This is a genomic window from Collinsella aerofaciens (genome assembly GCF_028207065.1).
Taxonomy (GTDB): domain Bacteria; phylum Actinomycetota; class Coriobacteriia; order Coriobacteriales; family Coriobacteriaceae; genus Collinsella; species Collinsella aerofaciens_AR.
This window is the reverse complement of the sequence record NZ_JAQLFP010000002.1, coordinates 73,230-96,211: the sequence shown is the minus strand read 5'-3', so window position 1 is coordinate 96,211 and position 22,982 is coordinate 73,230. Positions and strand designations below refer to the sequence as shown.

General features: G+C 59.5%; 18 protein-coding genes. 5 read left to right on the top strand and 13 right to left on the bottom strand.

Translation table 11 applies throughout. The annotated features are described in order from the left end of the window. Position 1: 1 nt before the first annotated feature. Complete coding sequence (locus tag PMX72_RS01500; protein ID WP_117584182.1) at positions 2-652, top strand: LexA family transcriptional regulator; 651 nt, start codon at positions 2-4, stop codon at positions 650-652. 205 nt (positions 653-857) lie between these two features. Here the strand turns inward: PMX72_RS01500 and arcC are convergent, their stop codons facing one another. Beyond that, on the bottom strand, positions 858-1,820 hold the full coding sequence (gene arcC, locus PMX72_RS01495) for a carbamate kinase (RefSeq protein WP_055310076.1): 963 nt from the start codon (positions 1,818-1,820) through the stop codon (positions 858-860). Positions 1,821-2,255: 435 nt separating this feature from the next. Here arcC and PMX72_RS01490 point away from each other — a divergent pair, with 435 nt between their 5' ends. Together PMX72_RS01490 and PMX72_RS01485 are read left to right on the top strand one after the other, a co-directional pair. After that, the gene (locus tag PMX72_RS01490; protein ID WP_156333784.1) at positions 2,256-2,405 is read left to right on the top strand and encodes a hypothetical protein; all 150 of its coding nucleotides are present in this window, start codon (positions 2,256-2,258) and stop codon (positions 2,403-2,405) included. Positions 2,406-2,512: 107 nt separating this feature from the next. Beyond that, complete coding sequence (locus tag PMX72_RS01485) at positions 2,513-3,874, top strand: ATP-binding protein (RefSeq protein WP_271728902.1); 1,362 nt, start codon at positions 2,513-2,515, stop codon at positions 3,872-3,874. 278 nt (positions 3,875-4,152) lie between these two features. Here the strand turns inward: PMX72_RS01485 and nifJ are convergent, their stop codons facing one another. The 6 genes from nifJ to PMX72_RS01455 form a co-directional block, all read right to left on the bottom strand. After that, a complete protein-coding gene (gene nifJ / locus PMX72_RS01480) occupies positions 4,153-7,692 on the bottom strand; it encodes a pyruvate:ferredoxin (flavodoxin) oxidoreductase (RefSeq protein WP_271728901.1) in 3,540 nt (1,179 codons plus the stop codon). Between the two features lie 451 nt (positions 7,693-8,143). Continuing rightward, complete coding sequence (locus tag PMX72_RS01475) at positions 8,144-9,082, bottom strand: FHA domain-containing protein (protein WP_271728899.1); 939 nt, start codon at positions 9,080-9,082, stop codon at positions 8,144-8,146. Positions 9,083-9,085: 3 nt separating this feature from the next. After that, the gene (locus PMX72_RS01470) at positions 9,086-10,930 is read right to left on the bottom strand and encodes a serine/threonine protein kinase (RefSeq protein WP_271746120.1); all 1,845 of its coding nucleotides are present in this window, start codon (positions 10,928-10,930) and stop codon (positions 9,086-9,088) included. After that, complete coding sequence (locus tag PMX72_RS01465) at positions 10,927-11,832, bottom strand: hypothetical protein (protein ID WP_117564927.1); 906 nt, start codon at positions 11,830-11,832, stop codon at positions 10,927-10,929. The genes PMX72_RS01470 and PMX72_RS01465 overlap by 4 nt, the downstream gene beginning before the upstream one ends. 245 nt (positions 11,833-12,077) lie before the next feature. Next, complete coding sequence (recR, locus tag PMX72_RS01460) at positions 12,078-12,674, bottom strand: recombination mediator RecR (RefSeq protein WP_089573257.1); 597 nt, start codon at positions 12,672-12,674, stop codon at positions 12,078-12,080. Between the two features lie 13 nt (positions 12,675-12,687). Beyond that, the gene (locus PMX72_RS01455) at positions 12,688-13,008 is read right to left on the bottom strand and encodes a YbaB/EbfC family nucleoid-associated protein (protein ID WP_006235174.1); all 321 of its coding nucleotides are present in this window, start codon (positions 13,006-13,008) and stop codon (positions 12,688-12,690) included. A gap of 349 nt (positions 13,009-13,357) precedes the next feature. Between PMX72_RS01455 and PMX72_RS01450 the strand changes: the two genes are divergently transcribed. Next, positions 13,358-13,831 carry a hypothetical protein gene (locus PMX72_RS01450; protein WP_117648547.1) on the top strand — a complete coding sequence of 158 codons (474 nt, stop codon included), beginning with the start codon at positions 13,358-13,360 and terminating at the stop codon, positions 13,829-13,831. 21 nt (positions 13,832-13,852) lie between these two features. Here the strand turns inward: PMX72_RS01450 and dnaX are convergent, their stop codons facing one another. Beyond that, the gene (dnaX, locus tag PMX72_RS01445) at positions 13,853-16,333 is read right to left on the bottom strand and encodes a DNA polymerase III subunit gamma/tau (protein WP_158551940.1); all 2,481 of its coding nucleotides are present in this window, start codon (positions 16,331-16,333) and stop codon (positions 13,853-13,855) included. Positions 16,334-16,449: 116 nt separating this feature from the next. On the opposite strand from dnaX, the gene PMX72_RS01440 reads away from it, so the two are divergent. Next, positions 16,450-17,166 (top strand): hypothetical protein, encoded by a 717-nt coding sequence (locus PMX72_RS01440; protein WP_089573261.1) that lies wholly within the window; start codon positions 16,450-16,452, stop codon positions 17,164-17,166. A gap of 105 nt (positions 17,167-17,271) precedes the next feature. Here the strand turns inward: PMX72_RS01440 and PMX72_RS01435 are convergent, their stop codons facing one another. The 5 genes from PMX72_RS01435 to PMX72_RS01415 form a co-directional block, all read right to left on the bottom strand. Beyond that, positions 17,272-17,931: a DUF5028 domain-containing protein gene (locus PMX72_RS01435; RefSeq protein WP_117773741.1), complete on the bottom strand. Its 660-nt coding sequence runs from the start codon at positions 17,929-17,931 to the stop codon at positions 17,272-17,274. Positions 17,932-17,936: 5 nt separating this feature from the next. Further along, positions 17,937-18,581 carry an ATP-binding cassette domain-containing protein gene (locus PMX72_RS01430; protein ID WP_089573263.1) on the bottom strand — a complete coding sequence of 215 codons (645 nt, stop codon included), beginning with the start codon at positions 18,579-18,581 and terminating at the stop codon, positions 17,937-17,939. After that, positions 18,578-19,375 carry a hypothetical protein gene (locus PMX72_RS01425; protein ID WP_271728895.1) on the bottom strand — a complete coding sequence of 266 codons (798 nt, stop codon included), beginning with the start codon at positions 19,373-19,375 and terminating at the stop codon, positions 18,578-18,580. The genes PMX72_RS01430 and PMX72_RS01425 overlap by 4 nt, the downstream gene beginning before the upstream one ends. Before the next feature lie 38 nt (positions 19,376-19,413). Continuing rightward, positions 19,414-20,295 carry a hypothetical protein gene (locus PMX72_RS01420; RefSeq protein WP_271746119.1) on the bottom strand — a complete coding sequence of 294 codons (882 nt, stop codon included), beginning with the start codon at positions 20,293-20,295 and terminating at the stop codon, positions 19,414-19,416. 152 nt (positions 20,296-20,447) lie between these two features. Next, the gene (locus PMX72_RS01415; protein ID WP_271728892.1) at positions 20,448-22,583 is read right to left on the bottom strand and encodes a helix-turn-helix transcriptional regulator; all 2,136 of its coding nucleotides are present in this window, start codon (positions 22,581-22,583) and stop codon (positions 20,448-20,450) included. Between the last annotated feature and the right edge of the window lie 399 nt (positions 22,584-22,982).

The window sequence follows — 22,982 nt, the reverse complement described above, 5'->3', positions numbered from 1 at the left end:
CATGGGAACGGGTCAAAACATAAAGGCGCTTCGCAAGCGCGACCAGCTCACGCAGGAGGAGTTCGCGGCACTCGTCGGCGTCTCCAAAGAAACGGTATGCCGTTGGGAAAAGGACCGCTATGCCATCCGCCGGTCGACACTGCTCAAGATCGTTTCGAAATTCAATCTGCAGCTTGACGACCTCGCATCAGAAACCGCAGGGCTTGCCGCAAAGCTCGACCACGGAGGACGGAAGCCGAATTCCAAGGAAACTGCTACTGACTCCCTTTGCGATGTATTTAAAATCCAGATGAATGGAGGCAGAACAGGACTTAAGCAGACCGGAACAACGGCGCTCCCCTCATCCGTATTCAAAAAACATCGTGGGTGTTTCTTTGTTCAAATGGACACATCTGCCATGTCCAAATGCTATCCGATGGGATCCTTTCTCCTAGTGGACCCCAACCTGAAGCCCTGGAACGGATGCTCCGTCCTCGCCTTGTCCGATAATTCCAGAGTGGTCATACGGCGGTATAGCACCGGCACGAACACAGTGATGCTGTCATCCTACTCATATCGCACATCGGAACCGGATATTGTGCTGGACAAACGCCGAATCAGGATTCTCGGAGTCATCGTCTGGTTTCAGGCATCCCATGACCTGAGCATCTAATTGGATCGGATCTTGTCATTGGGGACAGACTTAAATGAGTAGTCATTGGGCGACCACTCATTTAAGTCTGTCCCCAATGACCACCCATGAACAGTCACCTCAACAGCAAAAGCCCCGCAGTCGGAGCGGACCGCGGGGCTCATGAAGAGAGGCTAGTTTGTGGGCGCTTTGCCTGGCGCCCACGAGAGAGGCAACAGAGTAGAGACTACTCGTGGATGCGGGTACCGGAGAGGCCGGCCATGGTCTCGGCGGCCTTGTCCAGGGCGCCGATGATGCAGGTGCGGCCCTTGCGGGAACGGGCAAACTTGATGGCGGCGCGGACCTTGGGCTCCATGGAACCCTTGCCGAACTGGCCCTCGTCGGCCAGGCGCTCGGCCTCGTCGGCGGTGATGTCCTCGAGCTCCTCCTGGTTGGGCTTGCCAAAGTTGATGGCGACATGCTCAACGGCGGTCAGCAGGAACAGGACGTCGGCGTCGCAGTCCTCGGCCAGCAGCTCGCCGCCCAGGTCCTTGTCGATGACGGCGGGGACGCCCTTGTAGCAGCCCTTGTTCTCGTAGTCGCGGACGACGGGGATGCCGCCGCCACCGCAGGCGATGACGATGAACTCGTTGTCGAGCAGGTTGAGGATGGAGTCGGCCTCGACGATCTTCTTGGGATCGGGGGAGGCGACGACGCGACGCCAGCCGCGGCCGGAGTCCTCGACGAAGACCTTGGAGGGATCCTCGGCCATGAACTCCTTGGCCTGCTCCTCGGTGTAGAAGGGGCCGATCGGCTTGGTCGGGTTCTTGAACGCGGGATCATCCGGATCGCACTCGATCTGGGTGACGACGGTTGCGGCGTGCCAACGCTTATAGCGCTTGTGCATCTCGCGGCCGATGCCCTGCTGCAGGTGGTAGCCGATGTAGCCCTGGGACATGGCGCCGCACTCGGGCAGCGGCATCTCGGGGGTGCCGATGGCATCGTGGGCGGCGGCGAAGGCGTTCTGGATCATGCCGACCTGCGGGCCGTTGCCGTGGGTGATGATGATCTCGTTGCCCTGCTCGATGAGACCGAGGAGAGCGTGGGCGGTGTTGCTCACGGCCTCGATCTGCTCGACGGGGTTGTTGCCGAGGGCGTTGCCGCCAAGGGCGACGACAATACGATCGGGCTTGCCAAGAGGCTTAGACATTGCTGGAATCCTTTCTGTAAAAGGCCTACAACCCATTAATAACCCGCGTCCGTGCGATACGCGAGTTTATTAAGGTTTATATTCTCTTTATCGCTCATTTTATTCATTTTGAAAATACCTAAGCGGCGAACGGTCGATTTTACCCGCTCAGCGTAAAGAAGCCCAGTTCAGGCACATCTACGCCATTTACGTGCAACTTTATTTAAATAGAGCAGGGATTAGACCAGATTATGCAAACTATATCTTTGCTAAACACAAAACGGACAGCGCAATATCTTACTCGCACTATACGCGATTCTATACATTAATTTGACGAGTATGCACCCCTGCAAAAACATGGGGCTTTTCATCCAACATAAGGGATAGCCGATCGCGCTTCACCCCGCGGCAAGCGACTGCGAGTTCGCAGTATGGAACTTTACCGTCGGCTTCTGCATGAACGCTGCCGACGCCCTTTCGCTCCTGCGCGCCCAAGCAGCCGAGAACGCTAACGGCGCCACTGTCAACCTGGCCACCCTCAACAACGGCGCCGCCAGCCTTTTCGCAAAGTACCGTGCTGGCTCGCTGGCTTTGAGGCCTAAGTGAGCTTTGCTATTTCCCAATTTTTGTATGATTTGGGTCAAATCTATTTGTCAATTTTTGTATGATTAGGGGCAAATCTATTTGCCAATTTTTGTCAATGAGGTGTTTTAATGCTACGCCGCAAGGTCACTGATAGGCTTTTGAGCTGGAAGAATAACTCCCATAAGGCCCTGCTTGTTACCGGTGCGCGTCAGATTGGCAAGAGCTATGCGATTCGCGCGTTTGGAAAGAGCAACTACGCTTCGTATTATGAGGTCAATCTGCTACTTGATGCCGAGGCAAGAGACGTACTTGTTGGCGCTAAGAACTCCATTGACTTCATCAACCGTGTGGCCCTTCTTGCGAATGCACCGCTTGTTGAAGGAGACACGCTTATCTTCGTCGATGAGATTCAGGAGTATCCGCAGATCGTTACACTTATGAAGGCGCTGGTCGAGGACGGACGCTTTAGCTATGTCTTCTCGGGGTCTATGCTTGGGACTGAGTTTAAGGGGATCTCTTCTTTTCCGGTAGGGTATGTCGAGCACATTGTTATGCGGCCGATGGATTTTGAAGAGTTTTGTTGGGCAAACAGCGTCAGCGAAAATGTGCTTGCAGATATTCGCAGCCGCCTTGTCGAGAGACGTCCCGTCGAAAACTATATTCATGAGGCGATGCTCAAAAACTTTAGAGCCTATATCGTTTGCGGCGGCATGCCGGAGGTCGTTCAGAACTATATCGATTCGGGCTATTCGCTCGTGAGAACGCGTGAGCTTCAAATTCAGCTAGTCGATCAGTACAAAAGCGATATCTCTAAATATGCATCGACTCGAGCGTTTAACGTTCGCTCCATTTTCGAGCAAATTCCCGTTCAGCTTGAGGCGGAGTCCCATCGCTTTATCGTCTCGTCTCTAGGCGAGGGAGCTCGTCTTCAAAAATACGAGCAGGATTTCCTATGGCTGGTGAACGCAGGCGTTGGATTGATGGTCCCCCAGGTGACGGAGGCACGAAGTCCTCTCAAGAGGACGGAGAAAACGACGGCCTTTAAACTATACGAGTCCGATACAGGCATGCTCGCATCGCGGTATCCCGGCAGCACGGCACGCGCCGTCTACCTTGACATGAAAACCCCCAACCTCGGCGGCCTCTATGAGAACGTGGTCGCACAGGAACTCGTTGCCCTCGGAGCAGATACGTGGTACTACCAAACGCGTGAGGTCGGTGAAGTCGACTTTGTAATCGAAGGTGCCCGCGGGCATGTTGTCCCAATCGAAGTCAAATCGGGCAAGAAAGTTCGAGCACATGCAGCCCTCGACCGTTTGATGAGTGTGGGCGAGTACAAAATTCCCGAGGCCGTTGTGCTGAGCCACGAAAACCTTTGCAAAGAGGGCAAGATCCTTTACGTTCCAATCTATATGACATTCTGTCTCGATGAGTTTATGGAAAAGGACGACCCCAACAACGATTTCTCGTTTGCACCCATATCTCTCTAGGTCATCTGAGTCCGCAACCAGGTCCCCCTCTATGCCCAAAGCAGCGCGTGATTTCGCGGCAAAGCCGCGAAACAGCGACCGGGATAAAAGGCCCCACCAACCACGCCCCTCGTTCAGCCCCACAATCCGAGGACGTAGTCGTAGCAGGGTCTGGGGGCTAACCTTCGCGGACACTCCGCAGGACGAAAGAACCCCCGCCGCACGTAGTGCGCAGCGGGGGTTCTTTCATGTCCGAGGACGTCCGCGAAGGTCAGCCCTCAGATCCTGCGGTGGGAGACCTAGGCCTCGTTGTACACCGTCTTGAGCTTCAGCAGGTGAGCGTAGCGGTCCATAGCGGCCTGCTCGTTCTCCTTGAAGAGCTCCTCGGCGCGCTCGGGGAAGGAACGCGTCAGCGAAGCGTAACGGGCCTCGTTCATCAGGAACTCCTGATAACCGCCCGCGGGCTCCTTGGAATCGAGCGAGAACTTCTTGCCGGCAGCAGCCTCGGGGTTGAAGCGGAAGAGGTTCCAGTAACCGCACTCGACAGCCTTCTTCATCTCGGCCTGGCAGTTCTGCATGCCGCCCTTCTTGATGGAGTGCATCTCGCAGGGGCTGTAGCCGATGATGAGGGACGGACCGTCGTAGGCCTCGGCCTCGTGAATGGCCTTGAGGGTCTGAGCCGGGTTGGCGCCCATGGCGACCTGCGCCACGTAGACGTAGCCGTAGCTCATGGCAATCTCGGCCAGGGACTTCTTCTTGGTCACCTTACCGGCAGCGGCGAACTGAGCGACCTGGCCCAGGTTCGAGGCCTTGGAGGCCTGACCGCCGGTGTTGGAGTAAACCTCGGTGTCGAAGACGAAGACGTTGACATTGTGGCCAGAAGCCAGGACGTGATCCAGGCCACCGAAGCCGATGTCGTAGGCCCAACCGTCGCCGCCGAAGATCCAGAAGGACTTCTTGGTGAGGTAAGCCTTGTCGGCGAGGATCGCCTTGGAAGCGTCGCAGCCGCACTTCTCGAGCTCGGCAACGTAGGCAGCGGCAGCGGTCTTGGAGGCCTCGGCGTCATTGACGGAGTCGATCCAAGCCTGGCCGGCGGCCTTGAGCTCATCGGACGGGCCATCGGCAGCGATGATGTCCTGGGTAGCGGCAATCAGCTTGTGCTGAACGGCCTCGTAGCCGACGGCCATGCCCAGACCGTGCTCGGCATTGTCCTCGAACAGGGAGTTATTCCACGCCGGGCCGTGACCGTCCTTATCCTTGCAGTAAGGAGCGGTGGCAGCGGGGTTGCCCCAAATGGAGGAGCAGCCGGTGGCGTTGGAGATGAACATGCGGTCGCCGGCGACCTGGGTCACCAGACGTGCATAGGCGGTCTCGGCGCAGCCGGCGCAGGAGCCGGAGAACTCCAGGTAGGGCTGCTTAAACTGGCTGCCCTTGACGTTGGCCGCGATGAGCTCCTTCTTCTCGGAGACGTTCTCGACCATGTAGTCCCAAACGGGCTGCTGGTCCATCTCCTGCTCGGTGGGAACCATCTCGAGGGCGCCCTTGGGGCAGACCTTGACGCAGTTGGTGCAGCCCATGCAGTCGAGCGGGGACACGGCCATGGTGAACTTCATGCCCTTGGCCTTGGGGCCCATAGCGTCGAGCGTGCGGGTAGCCTCGGGCGCGGCGGCAGCCTCGTCCTCGGTCATCGCGAACGGACGGATGGTGGCATGCGGGCACACATAGGCGCACTGGTTGCACTGGATGCACTTGGTCTCGTCCCAGTGAGGAACGACCACGGCGACGCCGCGCTTCTCGTGTGCGGAGGCGCCCAGCTCAAACTGGCCGTCGGCGCAACCGACGAAGGCGGAAACGGGCAGGCTGTCGCCATCCATGCGATCGATGGGCTCGAGCAGGTTCTTGACCTGCTGGGCGATGGCGGACTTGGTCTCCTCGGAGAGCTCGACGGGAGCGGCATCCTCGGCAGTTGCCCAGTCGGCCGGAACCTCGAACTTACGGAAGGCGGTAGCGCCGGCATCGATGGCCTTGTGGTTGGCGTCGACGATAGCCTGGCCCTTCTTCATGTAGGACTTGGTAGCCGCGTCCTTCATGTACTGCAGGGCGTCCTCGGCGGGCAGGACCTTGGCCAGCGCGAAGAAGGCGGACTGGAGCACCGTGTTGGTGCGCTTGCCCATGCCGACCTTAGCGGCCAGGTCGATAGCGTCGATCAGGTAGACGTTGACGTTGTTGTTCGCGATGTAGCGCTTGGCCACGGCGGGCATGTGCTCGGCGAACTCCTCGTCGCTCCACTGGCAGTTGACCAAGAAGGTGCCGCCCGGCTTGACGTCGCGGACCATCTTGAAGCCCTTAACGATGTAGCTGGGGTTGTGGCAAGCGACAAAGTCGGCCTTGGTCACGTAGTACGGCGAACGGATCGGAGAATCACCAAAGCGCAGGTGCGAAACGGTGACGCCGCCGGTCTTCTTGGAGTCGTACTGGAAGTAGGCCTGAACGTACTTGTCGGTGTGGTCGCCGATGATCTTGATCGAGTTCTTGTTGGCGCCGACGGTACCGTCGCCACCCAGACCCCAGAACTTGCACTCGATGGTGCCGGGGGCTGCGGTGTTGGGCGCATCCTCGGCCTCGGGCAGGCTCAGGTTGGTCACGTCATCGACAATGCCGATGGTGAACTCGCGCTTGGGCTCGTCCTTCTTGAGCTCCTCGAAGACAGCGAACGCGGACGCGGGAGGCGTGTCCTTGCTGCCCAGGCCATAACGGCCGCCGACGACCTTGATGCCCGTCTTGCCGGCCTCGTAGAGAGCGGAGACGACGTCCTGGTAGAGCGGCTCGCCGATGGAACCCGGCTCCTTGGTGCGGTCCATGACGGCAATCTTCTTGACGGTCTCGGGGAGAACGTCGACAAAGTGCTTGATGGAGAACGGACGGAACAGGCGAACCTTGACCAGGCCGACCTTCTCGCCGTGAGCGTTGAGGTAGTCGATGACTTCCTCGAGCACGTCGCAGAAGGAGCCCATGCACACGACGACGCGATCGGCATCGGGAGCGCCGTAGTAGTTGAACAGGCCGTAATCGGTGCCGAGCTTCTCGTTGATCTTCTTCATGTAGCCCTCGACGACGGCGGGAAGCTCGTCGTAGACCTTGTTGCAGGCCTCGCGGTTCTGGAAGAAGATGTCGCCGTTCTCGTGGCTACCGCGGGTGTGCGGGTGCTCAGGGTTGAGCGCGTGGTCGCGGAAAGCCTGGACAGCGTCCATGTCGCACATCTCGGCCAGATCCTTGTAGTCCCACATGGCGACCTTCTGGATCTCGTGGCTGGTGCGGAAGCCGTCGAAGAAGTTAAGGAACGGAGTCTTGCCCTCGATGGCGGCAAGGTGGGCCACCGGCGAGAGGTCCATGACCTCCTGGACGTTGCCCTCGGCGAGCATGGCGAAGCCGGTCTGACGGCAGGCCATGACGTCGGAGTGATCGCCAAAAATGTTCAGGGCGTGGGAAGCGACGCAACGCGCGGAGACGTGGAAGACGCCCGGGAGCTGCTCGCCCGCGATCTTGTACATGTTCGGGATCATCAGGAGCAGGCCCTGAGAAGCCGTGTAGGTGGTGGTCAGAGCACCGGCGCCCAGCGAACCGTGAACGGTACCGGCTGCACCTGCCTCGGACTCCATCTCGACGACCTTGACCGGGGTGCCGAAGATGTTCTTGCGACCCTGGGCCGCCCACTGGTCGACATGGTCGGCCATCGGGCTGGACGGCGTAATGGGATAGATTCCCGCTACCTCGGTGTACGCATACGAAACATATGCGGCCGCCTCGTTGCCGTCCATAGACTTAAACTTACGCGCCATATACCCCTCTCCTCTCATATAGGTATACAGGCCCCGGCGATCGCCGGGATGTTGGCGTGATGGGATTTTCGCTGTTGCTTCCAATCATCTGGCAGGCAGGCTCAGCAGCAGGTACATGGCGTGGAGAGAAGACATGCCGAGGCGAGGGGCAGCTGATGCGCCCCACAGACCCGACCGCCCGTCTTGCACATGACCGAGCGCCGCAAAGGCCGCATGCCGGATGCTCCCGGGCACGCCCCGGCGATGGGAAGCGCCCGCAACGGAAATCCGCATGCGGGTTTATTGTACCCCGCCGTTAAGTGTAATTTCGACAAATATAGGCGGGCGGTAAAGGTTTACCTCGGGTGACCGCCAAAGGCCAGAATGGTCCCTCCATCCCCGGACGACTGGCTCTGACGCGCCAAGGAGTGTCCCCAAGTACCGGCAGGAAAGGAACGTCCCTAACTGCCGGCTAGAGGGCGCCGAGCAGGATGGCGTAGGTGGTGGATTCGCCGAGTTTGAGCTCGTCGCCGGGGTTGAGTTGGGCGGAACGGCCGGGCTCGACCTGAATGCAGACACGCGTGGCCCCGTTTACCACCACGGTTCCGTTGGTGGACGACAAGTCCTCGACGTGCCAGATATTTTGAGCATCGCACCAGATATGGGCATGGCGGGCCGAGACATCGTCGCCGACGTCGGTAATATCGCCCTCACCAGTGGCCAGCGCGCCAATCTCAACACCCTGCTCACTCGGCTGAATCCAGCGCGGGGCACTCACGACAAAACTGTTTTGTATGCGCAGCAAGCCCAAAGGGTGCGCCGGGGCGGGGTCGCGTTCGCCCGCGGTCATCGACATGCCAAGCGAACGCAGCGTGGAGGTGCCTCCGCCACAGGTCGCGTGCGCGTAGTCGATGGCATAGTTCACCGAGGACCGCACATCCGCCGAACAACCGACGGCGACAAACAGCACCAGCACGGCCTCGGCGCGCTCGGCGGGCATGAGTTCCGCCGCCTGGGACAGGCGATCGAGCGCGTTGCGATAGAGATTCGTGTCCTGGTGGCACTCTTCGAGCGCGCGTACCATCGGTTCACCTGCAGGACCGCACACCATATTGATTACAGCCGTGGAGTCCATGGGATTGCGCTGGCGCAGGGCCAGTTGCGACATAATACGCGCAGCCGAGGTACCGTATTCGGCAAAGTAGCGCTGCTGAAGCGTGCCGACCGGCGCGCGAACGATAAAGCGGGAAACCCAAGAGCGATCGGCGGCTCGGCTCTGCGGGCTGCGGCCGTCGGCGAGCGGACGGGACGAAAGCACCAAGCCGCACAGCTCGATATGGCTCAGATGCGCCGCGCGCTTAAAGATGTCAAACATGGCCCCGCATGGGGTGAGCTCAACTTGAGATGCCATGACCTAGGCCTCCTTGGTCGTAGAAATAGAATCGGACGATACTTCGACAGGTCCGCCAAAAGTACGGGCAGCTGCGGCTCCACCGGCAAGCGGAGTCGCCATCTGGGCTTTTGTGCGTCGCGGTGCCGAAACGGGAAGTTCAAAGGCAAAGCCCATCGCAAGCAAAAACCACGTAAGCGTATAGGTTGCAACCAAAGCGGCAACAAGGCCGCCCATCACGGCGCGTTGGGAAAATACGCTACATGCAGTCACAACCAGTACCGGAACCTCGCAGGCAGAAAGCGCAAGCACACCCTGCAGGAACCCCGAGCGTCGATCGCGCGCAAGTGCCCCCGCGGCAACGCCGGCCATGCCTGGCAGCGCCAGCGCCAGTGCGGCAATAACACCCGGTAGCGACCCAGACCACACGAGCGATCCCAAAGTCGCCGTCACGCGAGCGCCCGACGCCAGCAGCGCGGCCGAAACCACGACCGCAGCCCAAACCACGCCACAGACGACCGCCGCGCCGACCATCAGCGCGCGACGAACCGCGCGGCCGGACGCATCCATGGGGCACGGCGTGAGCGGCTCGCCGCGGAGCGAACGACCGACATTTTGCGCATAGTGGTCACAAAACGCCGAGAGCGCCGCCTCGACCGCCGCCGGCTCGGGACGATCTTTTTGATGGCTGGACAGACAGGCCATCACCACGTCGAACAGCTGGGCATCGACAAACGCCAGCGCATCGCGTAGCTCCTCGGAATCCGGCTCAAGCCCCAGCTGCTGGGCCTGCTCGGCCGCGGCGAGCGCCACATCGGGCTCGCGATGAAGCAGCTGCGTCAAATCACAACCGGGCGCATGGGCACCAATGGGATAGTCGGGCCGCGTGTCCATCTTGAGACGGTAGGGGCTCGCGATGTCGCGCGTCTTTTTGCGCGAACCCGAGGTGCCCGAAGTGCTCGGCGCGGCTTCGTATGGCGCGGCGCCGGCAATGAGCTCGTAAACCGTGCTTGCCGCGGCATAGACGTCAATCGCCGGCGACATACGCAAAGCGCGCAGGTCGGGAATATCGTCGGTGAGCATCTCGGGCGGGGCATAGGCAACCGTCGCGCGACGCAGCGTGGCATAACGCTCCGTAAACGACGCCTTGCCGCCGGTACCGGCCACGGCCGACGCAGGCTCAAGCGCCAGCGACGAGCCAAAGTCGATCAGGCACAGGTCAAAGGTGCCCTCGGCAAGCTGCCGGTCAAGCGGTAGACGCGCCGTACGCACCATAATATTAGCGGGCGAGATATCGCGATGGACAAAGCCCTCGCCCACCAGGCTCATACGGCAGAGCAGATCGAACAGGTCGCGACCCAGACGCGCCGCCACAAGCGGCGATAGGCGGCCGGCATCGTCCACGGCAAAGCGCGAGCGCAAGCGGGCGAGCGTCTCGCCCTCGACCCATTCCATGACAATTGCAGGCACACCGTCGACCTCGCCCCAGCCATAGAGGCGGGGAAAGCCCTTAAGGCCCGAAAGGGCGCGATGGCATTCGTATTCCTCGCGAAACGCCGCTTTGAACTTGGCGACCAGCGCCTCATGGGCGGCGGCATCGTCAAACTCATCGCACGTTGGCAAGATGAGCTGCTTGAGTGCCACGGCCTCGCCTTGGGCGTTGACGGCACGCGTCACGCGGCCGATACCGCCACGGCGCATGGTGGCATCGTCGGCAAACAGTATCGTAAAACGACGCAGATAGGCAGGCAGTTCGTCCTGACCGAGCGCAATGGCCGGCTCAAACCCGTCGACACGCGCCAGGCGCAGGCCGACCATGGGATCGCGACCGAGCGATTGTGGTGTGGTGGATGCAAGATCGGTCATCATAGGGCAAGCGCCGCCACGTTATTGTTGAAATTACCGAGCGCGACGTCATCATCGCCGTAATGGCCGACCCATTGACATAGGTTGGTGTAACAGCCCCACAGATTGGCATACTGCTGATACCACTTTGACCGGGGCGAGAATGTCTGACGACCGAACTCGGCTCGAATGACAAACATCTCCCCGACCAGGCTGTCGCACGGCCTGGGATCTCCCGTAGAGTTATAGGTCGAGACCACGTCATTGGCACGAGAAACATAGCCGTCGAGCATGTTGTACTTGGTCACAAGCCAGCTGTGAATGCTCTCTTCCTCAGCAGCGGAAAGGCCACCGGAGTTTGCATCGTTGTCAGTGTTGCCGCCCGTCGAGCCGCCGTTTCCAGACCCTCCGGCAGAGGAACCCGACCCAGAGCCACCGCCCGAACTCGACGAATCCGAGCCGGAGCCAGAAGTATCCGAGCTACCGGGCTTTCCGGACTGCTGGGCGTCCTGCTCCTTCTGCTGCTCGACCTTATTCACCGTTGCCGCCACGCTATTGTTGGACAACCGATCGATGATCTTGGTGTTGGTGAGCACGATGGTTTTGCCATTGGCAAGCGTGACTTCGTTGTCCGGGGCCTCGGCGCCGTCCGCGTCGCCGGTGCCAAACACAATATGCGCGACCACACTTGCCCAAGCATATCCAGTCGTGGTCCCCAGGTCACTTTTGACCTCATGCCCCACGCGCGGTTCGCGTGCGGCATGTGCCTGCATCATGGACGGCACGGTCATGCCATAGGCAGAAACGCCAGCTATGACCAGCACCAGCGAGCAAGACAGCAGTGCGTACGCCCGCGGCGCCAAGCCCAGTCGGCGTCGCATGCGCACCGCGGCGCCGCGCTTTGTCTGAGTGCCACCGGGCCGCATGCGTTCTCCTCCAACAAAAACACGCCGCTCGGGAGCGGCGCATTCATTCGAATCCATATTTGAGTGTATCAGCGAACCCAAAAGGTTGCGCAACGAATGGGCAAATTAAGGATGCAAGTGGAAGCATCCATGCGATAAGCGGATACAAAGCATCTTTGTTGCACAACAAACTTACAGTCGCACGGGGAAATTATGGCTACCCCGTGCGTCGCGATGAAGACATACGGCAGGAGCAGGCTCGCCACCTAAATCGTGCGACGGGCCTCGATGGCGCGCCCAAGCGTAAGCTCGTCGGCATACTCCAGGTCGCCGCCCACGGGAAGGCCGCTCGCCAGACGCGATACCTCAACGCCCAGCGGCTTGATAGTGCGGGCCAGGTAGCTCGCCGTGGTCTCGCCCTCGATATTGGGGTTGGTGGCGATGATGACCTCGTGGATGTCCTCGTGGCCCAAGCGTGCCAGCAGCTCACGAATGTGCAACTGCTCGGGACCAATCTTGTCCATGGGACTGATCACGCCGCCCAATACGTGGTAGAGACCGTGGTAGCTGCCCGTGCGCTCAATCGCCTGGACATCGCGCGGCTCGCCCACCACGCAAATGCGAGTGGTATCGCGCATCGAATCCTGGCAGATGGAGCACTCGTCGGCCGTGGCGTAGTTAAAGCAGCGGCTGCAAAAGTGAACCTCCTGCTTAACCTCCAGGATAGCCTCGGCCAGGCGGCGCGCCTCCTCGGCATCGGCCTCGAGCAGGTAATAGGCGATGCGCTGGGCCGACTTGGGACCAATGCCCGGCAGACGGCCCAGCTCATCGAGCAATTTTTGCAGACTATGGTTGGCACTCATATATATGCGTGTCTTAGAACGGCATGCCCGGGATGTTGAGGCCGCCGGTGATGGCGCCCATCTGCTTGTTGGCGAGCTCGTTGACACCGCGGACGGCCTCGTTGACGGCAGCCATGATCATGTCCTGCAGCATATCGACGTCCTCGGGATCGAGGGCATCGGGGTCGATGGTGAGGTTGACGAGCTCCATCTCGCCGTTAACGGTCACCTTGACCATGCCGCCGCCGGCAGAGGCGTCGACGGTCTGGGACTTAAGGTTTTCCTGCGCGGCGGCAAGCTGCTCCTGCATCTTGCGAGCCTGCTTCATCATTTGCTGCATGTTCATACCGGCCATGATGGCTCCTTTACGTGCGGCCGCGCGACAAGCTGCAAGGGCAGCCGGAGCGCGACGGGACTTTCAAACTCAAAAATCGTACCACGGCGCGGGGCAAGCAAGCGGGGCGGACACGCTACCTCAGTCGATATACATGTCCTTGAGCGTGACGCACGCCCAAGATTATGCAAGGTCGAATTATGCAAGGTTGCATAATTATCTCAAGCTACATCTAGCAGAGCTGGAACCAGGCAGTTTATGCGTAGGGCTACAAGGCTACATGGCAAAATGCCGAGCCGCTGCTCGAGGCGGCACGCATGGCGGCTGGGTATAATTTGATTGTCATAGATGACGATTTGGAGGTGCCCTCGTGAATGTCCCAGCCGTACTCCAAAACATCCGCTCAAAACACCCCGTTGCATATGTGGTTCTCTATCTCTTTGTCGTCTGGGTATTACTGGTTATCATCACCCATGCCATAGCTTTTGGAGCAGAACTGCTGATAGCCAGCTCGGACCAGCCCGTCGTCAAATGGGAGACGACCGATGAATGCACCGACGGAACCCGAACCATTTACTACAACAGCCCGTCCCTCTACCAAGAGTTCAAGGTCAAGATAAAGGACTCCAAGATTGTCGATGCCGAACTGGGCTCTTTATTTACAATCGGAGCAACCGTCAACGCCGAGCAAGTCGAGTACACGGACAGCCATGCGACGTATCGTATCGACCTCAGCATCCTAGGCCGACCGTCACGCGCCTGTCTGCTCGAATGCGATATACGCGGCACCACGTTGCACATGTCCGAAATACAGATGCGCCCGGGCAAGGGGTTCTCTTCTTGAGCAGTATACCCGCCTGCGCAGCTACTCCACCGGCTTGAAGATGGTGGACTGGCCGAAGACGCTGCGGATGAGGGCTTTGGCCTCGTCCTCGGTCTGCGGGATGCTCGGGGCTGCACCCTGATGGCCGAAGGGGCCGCCCGCACCGGAGTTGGACTCCCAGGGAGCTGCAGGAGCGTCCTCCTCTTTGGGGGCAGTTGCAGCGGACTTGGGCGCGGACGCCGCACCCGGCACGTCGAACGGAGGCAGATCGTCCCCACCAGCATCGGCAACAAAACCGCCAACCATGGCATCGTCGTAGGGAACCTGCTCGGATTCCCATGGCGCAGACGGCGCGGCGGGCTGAGCCTTGGGAGCGGACGCGCGCTCGGGCGCTCGGGGCGCGGGCTCGGTCGGGAGCTTGCCCGTGGCAGGAGCGCCGGCGGGGTTGTCGGAGCGCAGCCAGGGGGCTTTGCCCAGGTCAGACGACTTGGGCGCGGGCGAGGCAGGCTTGGGCGCGGGTGTCGGAGCAGCCGGTTTGGCCATGACGGGCTTAGGCGCCGACGGGGTCGGCGCCGCTATCGGTGCTGCTTTTGGCTGCGTCGCGCTGGCGCTCGAGGATGCAGGGGCCGCCGAGGACACGGGTTGCGGGTCCGCAGATACCGCAGCCCGTGCAGATGGAGAATGCTCCTCATGTTGAGGAGCCGGCGTGCCACCCCCATCCAGGACATAGTCGACGGTACGACGACCGAAGACCGCACTGACTGTCGGCAGGACCACCGACTGCGTGTCGGCGCGTCCAAGCATCTTGATGGCAAAGGTCGAGCCCGCGGGGAACGAGACCGTGAGCCTGGAGCCGTCGTCAGCCGTGGCGCGGGCATTGAGCAAAAGCCCCGCGTAGGAAGCCTGACGCGCCTTGACACGCTCGACAACCTCGGCCCATTTGCGCTGCAGCTCTCCGGCATCCTCGACCGCGGGCGTCTCGGCAGTACCGGCGGCGGCAACCTGGGCGGCATTGTTGGACTGGGGCTTAGGTGCCGGAGCGGTGGCAGGCGCGGGAGCCGCAACGGGCTGAGGCGTCGGAGTCGGCGCAGGCTGAGGTGCAGGCGCTGCAGGCTTGGAAGCTGACACGGACGCAGAACGGGACGCAGGCTGGGCAGCCGGAACAGCAGCACCACGGTCCCAAGGCATACCGCCCTGGCGCGCGGACGTAGCAGCGGGGGCAGCGGATGCCGCCGGAGCGGCAGCACGAGCGCCCGAAATTAGCGTCGGCTGTTGGGCAGCAGCGGGTACGGATGCTGCAGGCGCGGCGGCCTGAGCAGCAGCCACGCTCGCCGGCACGGCGCCGTTGGCAACCATGGCCTCCAAGCGGGCCACGCGCTCGGCCAATGCCTCAATCGTTAAATCGGCCTCGGGACGTGCCAGGCGCGTGCAGGCGATCTCGAGCACCAGGCGCACGTCGCTCGCGCCCCTCATCTCCAGTGCGGCATCGTCGAGCACCGTCAGCACACGGGCCAGGCGGTCGGCAGGATGCTCGCCAAAGGCAGCGGCCTCGGCAGCAAGCGCCTCGGCCTGCTCGGAGCCGCCCTCAAACAGCTCGGCACGGGCACCGGCAACGCAGGCAACGTACACGTCACGCACATGCGCCACCAGGTCGCGCGTCAGCTCCAGCAGGTCGTTTCCTTCCTCGACCTGCGCACGGATCAGTCCATAGAGCTCGGCAACATCGCGATCGGCAATGGCGCGGGAAAACTCGCCCAGAATCTGGTCCGAAACCTCGCCTAAAAGCGAGCGGGCGTCGTCCGCATGCACAGAACCGTTGCCAAAGACGCTCAGCTGCTCCAGCGTGGACAACGCGTCGCGCATACCGCCCTTGGCATGGCGCGCCACGATAGCCAGCGCCTCATCGTCGTAATCGAAGCCCTCCTGCTCGCACACGTATGCCAGGCGACGCTCGATATCCTCGTTGCCGATGCGATGGAAATCGAAACGCTGGCAGCGCGAGAGGATGGTCTCCAGAATCTTTTGCGGGTCGGTGGTGCACAGCACAAAGATCACGTGTGCCGGCGGCTCCTCGAGCGTCTTGAGCAGCGCGTTGAACGCCGCCGTCGTGAGCATGTGGACCTCGTCGATGATATAGATCTTGTACTTGCCGCGCACCGGGGCAAAGTTGACGGAGTTGATGATTTCCTCGCGCACATTGTCCACGCCCGTGCGGGAGGCGGCATCGAGCTCGTAGACATCGGGGTGGTTACCCTCGGCAATGAGCTCGCACTCCTCGCAAGTACCGTCGGGCATGCAGCCGCTTGCACCCTCGGCGCGCGCCGCCTCGGCATTGCGGCACAGCAGCGCCTTGGCCAGAATGCGCGCCATGGTGGTCTTGCCCGTGCCGCGCGGTCCGCAGAACAGGTAGGCGTGGGACAGGCGCCCCTCGGTGATGGCGTGCTCGAGCGTCGAGACGATATGCTGCTGGCCCACCACGGAGTCAAAGGTGAGCGGGCGATACTTTCGGTACAACGATTCCATGGGTGCTCCCCCGGGTATACTGAGTCTTGTTGCCGCGGCGGCCATGCGGTCGCACGGCATACTGCATTCCATAATAACCCGTACGGCGAGCCCGCCGCGATAGGAGTCCAAAGAGCATGGCAGACGCAGAGAGCAACCTCGTTCCCTCCGAAGCAGCCGACCAGGTCGAGGTCGCGCTCGAGGAGCAGGCCGCAGCCGACGACGGCATCCTGTACCTCAACGAGTACCAATACGAAAACGACCTCGTCACCGACTTCGCCCGCCTGGTCGCCTCGCCCAGGCGTCGCGGCTCGCTGTATGTCGCCGCGGCAATTGCCGCGCTCATCGGCATCGGCATGCTGGTGGCCGGCGGCAACTGGATCAAGTTTGGCGTCGTCTTGATCGTATTCGGCGCCTTTTTGGCCTGGTGGAGCAAAAACCTGCACCACACCCTCGCCCGCGACTTTATCGACGCCGTTGAGGCCGACGAGTCCATGGGTGGCCGCTATCGCCGCGTCGCCGCCAACGAGGACGGCCTGATGGTTTGGGGCACGAGCGGCAAGTCGCAGTTCTTCCCGTTTGAAAAGCTCGACCACGTGCTCGACGGCGAGCGCATCTTTGTGGCCATGTTCGCCGACCAGGGCGTGACGATCCCTAAGGACACCTTTGTCCGCGGCGATGCCGAGCAGTTCGGTCCCTTCCTTAAGGCGCGCATCAACAAAAAACTCCGCATCGAGACCAAACGCAAGAAGATGAAGGCAGAAAAGGCCGCTGCCGAAGCAAAACAGGGCGACAAGCCCCAGGAGACCAAGGGCAAGCAGCGCAAGCAGAAGAAGAGCAAGAAGAAGCGGTAGGCCGGCCGACACCGAAGGCGCCTCGTCCCGCGCCCGATTCCGGGCCGGGGCGCCTGGAATCGGGCACGCGTACCGCCAATGGACCCGTTTTGCCTTGCTCTCGAGCTATTTCACTTCAAACCTTAAGAGCCTCCGCTCCGGCAGATCGGTCATCTTCATCGTGTAAGTCCCGGGAAATGCTTTCTCAAAACGGACGGTCTCGTAACCTTCGAAATAGTCGTTGGTGTTCTGCATCATAAATGGGACGAGCAACTCGTTTTCTGCCCCAACCTCCACGGCAAACGCAGCAGAGCCGCCAAGGACCGGCATGGCTTGCGTTATCAGATCGGTATTGACTACAAAATCATAGTTTGGCGCAGACTCCGGAACCAGATGCCAAACATACGCTTTGATTCCACCGTCGATATTATCCCTATTTCTGACACGCATCTTTACGGCGATAACGCACGTGATGTCGGCATCCTTCAGTCTCGTTTTCGTATCCACGGTGCCATATTTTGAATAATCGTCATGTGCTCGTTTGAGATACTCGCGCGGCGTGAGCAACTCTGCCCCGTCTATGCAAAACGAATACCCATCAGTCACCACATCCTTCGACCCCAGAAACGCTCCATCCATCGAGAGCCATTCGCCCTCCGCGTAATATTTCTCAGGAATGACCGTCCGGTTCCCGTTAACGACGCTCACCCTCATGCCCGCAAGGCCGGTAGCAGCACAGCAAAAAAGCGCGAGCGCCGATCTTCTCGTCCACAGGGTCTTCTTCATCGCGCTCACGACCTTTCCCGAACTTTCACAACGGCACCGTCGCGCATGCAGTAAACCCGATCGGCCAGTTCCTCGAGCACCTCTCCGTCATGGCTGGACAGAAGGACCTCACGACCCGTTGATGCCGCCATCGCCACAACGCGCTTGAGCATTTCAACGCCCGCTTCGTCGAGGGCATTCGTTGGCTCATCGAGAACAAGCAGCTTCGGCTTCTCCATAATTGCCGCAGCTATCCCCAGACGCTGCTTCATCCCAAGCGAGTATGCTCGGAACTTCTTTTTTTCGTCTGCATCGAGCCCCACGAGCCGCAGGGCAGAGCGAATGTCCTCGGGGGTGGCAACGCCCTTGATCTGAGCGATGAGCTTCAGATTGTCGTAGCCAGACAGATATCCCAAAAAGGAAGGCGCCTCGATCAACATCCCCAGACTCGGCGGGAACGAGATGTCCGCCCCAAGCCTTTGGCCATCGATAGAGATTTCGCCTTCGGTAGGCTTGATCAACCCGCAAACCGCTCGCATGAGCATGGTCTTACCCGAACCGTTTATCCCCTGAAGCCCGACCACGGTCCCAGGGTCAACCTCGATGGACACGTTGCGCAGGACATCGTTTTTACCCATGCGCTTCGATACGCCCCTTACGATCACACTCATATCTTGTCCCCCTTTTCTATAAGGTCGGCCCTTCGAAACCACAGTCCACCCAACGATAGGCATAACGACATAAGCCCAATTGATGACAAGACACTCGAGCCCGCCGCGATTCCCTCTTTGACAATTCCACCCCAGCGCAACAGCATCAAGGCGTTACCCAATAGCGCCCAATGTCGTGCATATGCCGAGCAGATCAGGTAGCTCATTAAAACCACAAACGAGACTGACGACCCAAGCACAAACCCAACCGCTGCCTGCGCAAACGCAAGCGCCTCAAAAGCAAATAAGAGACCTATGAAAAACGGCAGCGCATCTGCCTCGGCAGCTTTGAGAAACCACGGCGCCAAATTAGCCAGTTGAAGCGACTCACCATGAATGACCGCGCTGAACGAGGAGCTCACCACCAAGCTCCAAATCACATCAGAGCAAACCACCACGAGCAGTGAAAATGCCGTTACTGCCGCCACCAAGATAAAACGCGAGACCCACCAAAGGGTTCTTGCCCGGCATCGAACAAGCGCTTGCAAACCAAACCCGTGCAACGATTCGGTCGGATAGTCGAGTGTTGTATAGAGAATAAGCAGAATGAGAAATAGCCATCCTAGCGGAGGCACAAACATGACCCCGGGCCTAGGCTCAAACGGAGCAGATCCGGCAAACACGAGCGCAAGATTATCCGCAAACCCCAAGGTATCCGTTCTAACCCCATACACAGAAGACAATCCGTAGGCGTACACCAAGTTCGCAACGGTCACTGCCGCAATTGCAATAAAAGTGATGATGTTCTTCTTCAAAACGGTCCTCAGGTCCGCGGCGACCAGCCTAAACAGCATCAGACCACCTCGCGCCTTTTTAAGAATCTCGCGGAAACCAAAGAAAAGACGAACAGCAAGATGATTTCCGCAACCCCCGCTCGGATGTCGGGCCAGTTATTTAGCGATTCCGACCTGATGCTGTTAAGAATGTTGCAGTTAAAGCCGACGCATGAAAGGACGCTAAAAATCCAATCGTTAACAAAGTGCCATGCAACCATAATCAGATATGGAACGACCATCGCCTTGATTCTGCTGCGAAACACAACCGACAGACCGGTCACGGCCATGGATAGAACCCCCAGCGTCACCGCATCGAACAGCGTATAAACCAGCACGTATAACAGAGGCCGGGAATAAAACAGACCAGAAAAATAGCTATGCAGATAGAGTCCGACGTAAGTCGATTCATCGACCCGGGGGAGATACGCGGGAAACAGCATGGAGACAATCAGAAAGTTCACGAGTAGCGGAATAGCCGTGACCGCAAACGCAGAGAGGAAAGCAGACAGCATCTTCACGTTCACGTACGCATTTCTAGAAACACGCGTGCAGATCTGTGCCTCGTAACCGCTCAAACGCTCGGACAGGCATGACCACGACCCGGCCAACATGGCAAGCAACGGCAGCGCATAGAAAAACACCGACGCTAGCAACGGCGCGTTCGCGCCCACAACAATCCAGTTACCAAAGCTACTTTCACGCGTTTGGCCGAGGTATGTCTGAGACTGCAGACCAATGCCGTAGCCAAAAGATAGCAGCTGTTTGCGTTCAGTCTCGAGCGTCCACCATGCCTCAATGGCAGCCGCCATCGAAATTGCAGTTGCAACCATAAGGGTCAACGCAAATATAGGATTGCCAAATATCTTGGACAACTCGTGCCGTAATAGATTTCCATTCAAGCGACATCACCCTCCTATTGGCCAGGCCGAGCAGCAACGCTCGACCCGGCCCTAATCACAAGCGGTTAATGATGCGTCGGCGCACGGCAACCTTTGCATGAATAGAGAATGATGTCTGTAAACACCCGCTATTGAGTTAATCGCTCAGGCGTTTACACGTTATCTACCTGCGATAACAATGAAACAAGCTCCGCTTTATTCTTGATCCTCAACTGGCGGTAAGATGCAGACCGCAGTGCTTGCACCGTAGATGCAGCGTAACCGACGTCCTCCGCAATAGCCTTTGTCGTTGCGCCCTCTGCCGTCATCAGCAAGATTTGCGACTGAACATCGGAAAGGGAGCGCGACGTAAGCAGAGCCAGCTGGCGCACGCGGGCCGTTTCGGTGGACCCGTTCGCGCGGTACTCCAAGACAGCCTTCTCGTCCTCAACCGAGCGGGTGAGCGCGATGTGCGTGACTAACATGGGCGCAGACCAGCAGACGATCACCGTTGCCACGACGACATTGACAGCCGAACTATGCCCCAACAACGACGCGAGGAACAACGGCTCGTAAACCGTCAGATCCTGCGCCATATTGAGCAAGACGACCCAAACAGGAGCCGTCGCCCCGAAGCAAAGCATCCATATCCCAAGCATTTTGCGCTGCGGACAGCTTCGCAGCACCTTATATGTGAGCAACATCCCCATCAGCACCGCAAGCCCGTGGATTCGCCCCCTAGCGGCCGCATAGATTAAGGCAACCATGCCCATTGACACCAACGGCACGATAGACCGGGTACGAGCACGCACCTTAAACGGACGCAGCTCAACGGCGAGCGAAGCCATAGACGCCACGCCGCAAACCAGGACTGGCACGGCCATCAACGGATCGCGTATGCACCTCCATGCCGCGATATAGATAAAAGACCATTCCACAGCAGATAGCATCGCCCATACGTACGGGCTTCCGAGCCAAATCGCTTCACCTGCTCTATCCAGCGCAGCGCCACGATTCGCTTTTCCACCCGCGTAGCATAGCGACAGAAGCAGTCCGAGGCCCAATGCGTAGCTTAAGAGGGAAAAGGCGACAGCCCGCGAAACACCGGACCCCCAATCGCTATCCGCCATTACCAAGGGCCCCGCCGCAAGGAGGATAAAAAATAATGTGAGCAGGTATCGAAACAGCCGGCGCGTTCGAGCTGATGCCGCCATATCGTCAGCATGCCGCTGCGGCAGCTCATGCCCTACAGTATCGCCCTCACCCGCAAACAACGCCACGAGCTCGCGTGAGCCTGCAACCGATGCCTTCCCGTATGCTCGGTGAAGCGTTGTTCTCACCGTCGATGGCTTCGTATCCGTCTCCTTGGCAATTTCCGCCGGCGTTTTCCCTTTGAGCAGCAGTCGAACAAACTGCTCTTCTCTAGGCGACAGGGCAGGGGAAAACACCCCCGCATCGAATGTGTCGGACGCACAGGCGATATCCGAATTGTTGTCCCGTTTCCCCCTTAGCAACATGCATACGAAGGCAGCAGCGATAACGGACCCCATCGCCAGCAATGCAATGACCACGGCATCGCTTGCGAAGTATGCCGCCTCAACAGCCGGAACAAGGCCAATAGGGACTGCCACGAGCGCAGAACGGGCAAACACGTCGCGCCGCCCATGGCCAAAGGCACGAGGGCGGCAAAACGGCGGGGCCACAGTCAATGCGAGATAGACCAACGGAATTAAAAGCGCAAGGCCAATTGACGCGGCCGTTACAGGGGGCATCCCCCATGGCTCGGGAACGACTCTCCATGAAACTCGACAGCAAAACAGCAGGCAAGACATGACGGCTATTGTTTCTGTAAAAATCGCGTCCTGCGGGTGACGAGTTTCCCTTTCGTCAGTCCGTGTCGACCTCTGCGTCAAAGGAGAGTCCGCCGTGCCCCAAATAACATATGAGAGAAGCAGCGATCCAACAAAGCACGAGACACACGAAACGCCATGTAACAACCAAATCGGTGCAAACACGATTGGAATAGAGTCTCCGCGAGCATAGAAAGCCAGGTCGGCCCATTCGGGAACCGTTGCAATAACACCAAGGAAAACACCGATGGCACCGAGATGCCTCGGCCTTCTCATTCCCCCCTTGCATAGCGCAGCACCATGAACAAACGCCGCGAGGCATGCGCCCAGGATAACGAGCCAGGTCATTGCACCTGACGCTAGGCCGATTGAAGATGAAAACCGGTGATAAGGGGTGACCGCCATTACGACAAGCGCAATGGCGCAGGCAAATGTAGCAGAACGGCGGGAAAAGAGCATACGGCCTCCATAGCGTGTCATTATATCGCTCGAGCCGCTCGTTTATCTCTGTTCTCACACCAGCCAGCATCAATGATTCAGGCGAACTCCAATCCGCGCCAGATCACGGTCCGGCTTTTGTTCGCAGTCCCCACATCAAAGCGGGATGCGGTTTCCTTTTGGACGCCGGTTCGGAAAGCGCATCCCGTTCCAGGGCAATATTCTGGGATGCAGTTTCCGCAGCCCACCCCATTTGGAAAGCGCATCCCATAATTTGGCTGAAAACTGAGATGCGCTTTCCAAACGAGCCGAAACGGGCCGAATCGATCGGGCCACCTCGCATCCCGCTATCCTCGCCATCTGCCCGAGCGTGCTACACTAGCAGCATCTATGCCACCGCGAACGGCTCGGCCCCGCGCC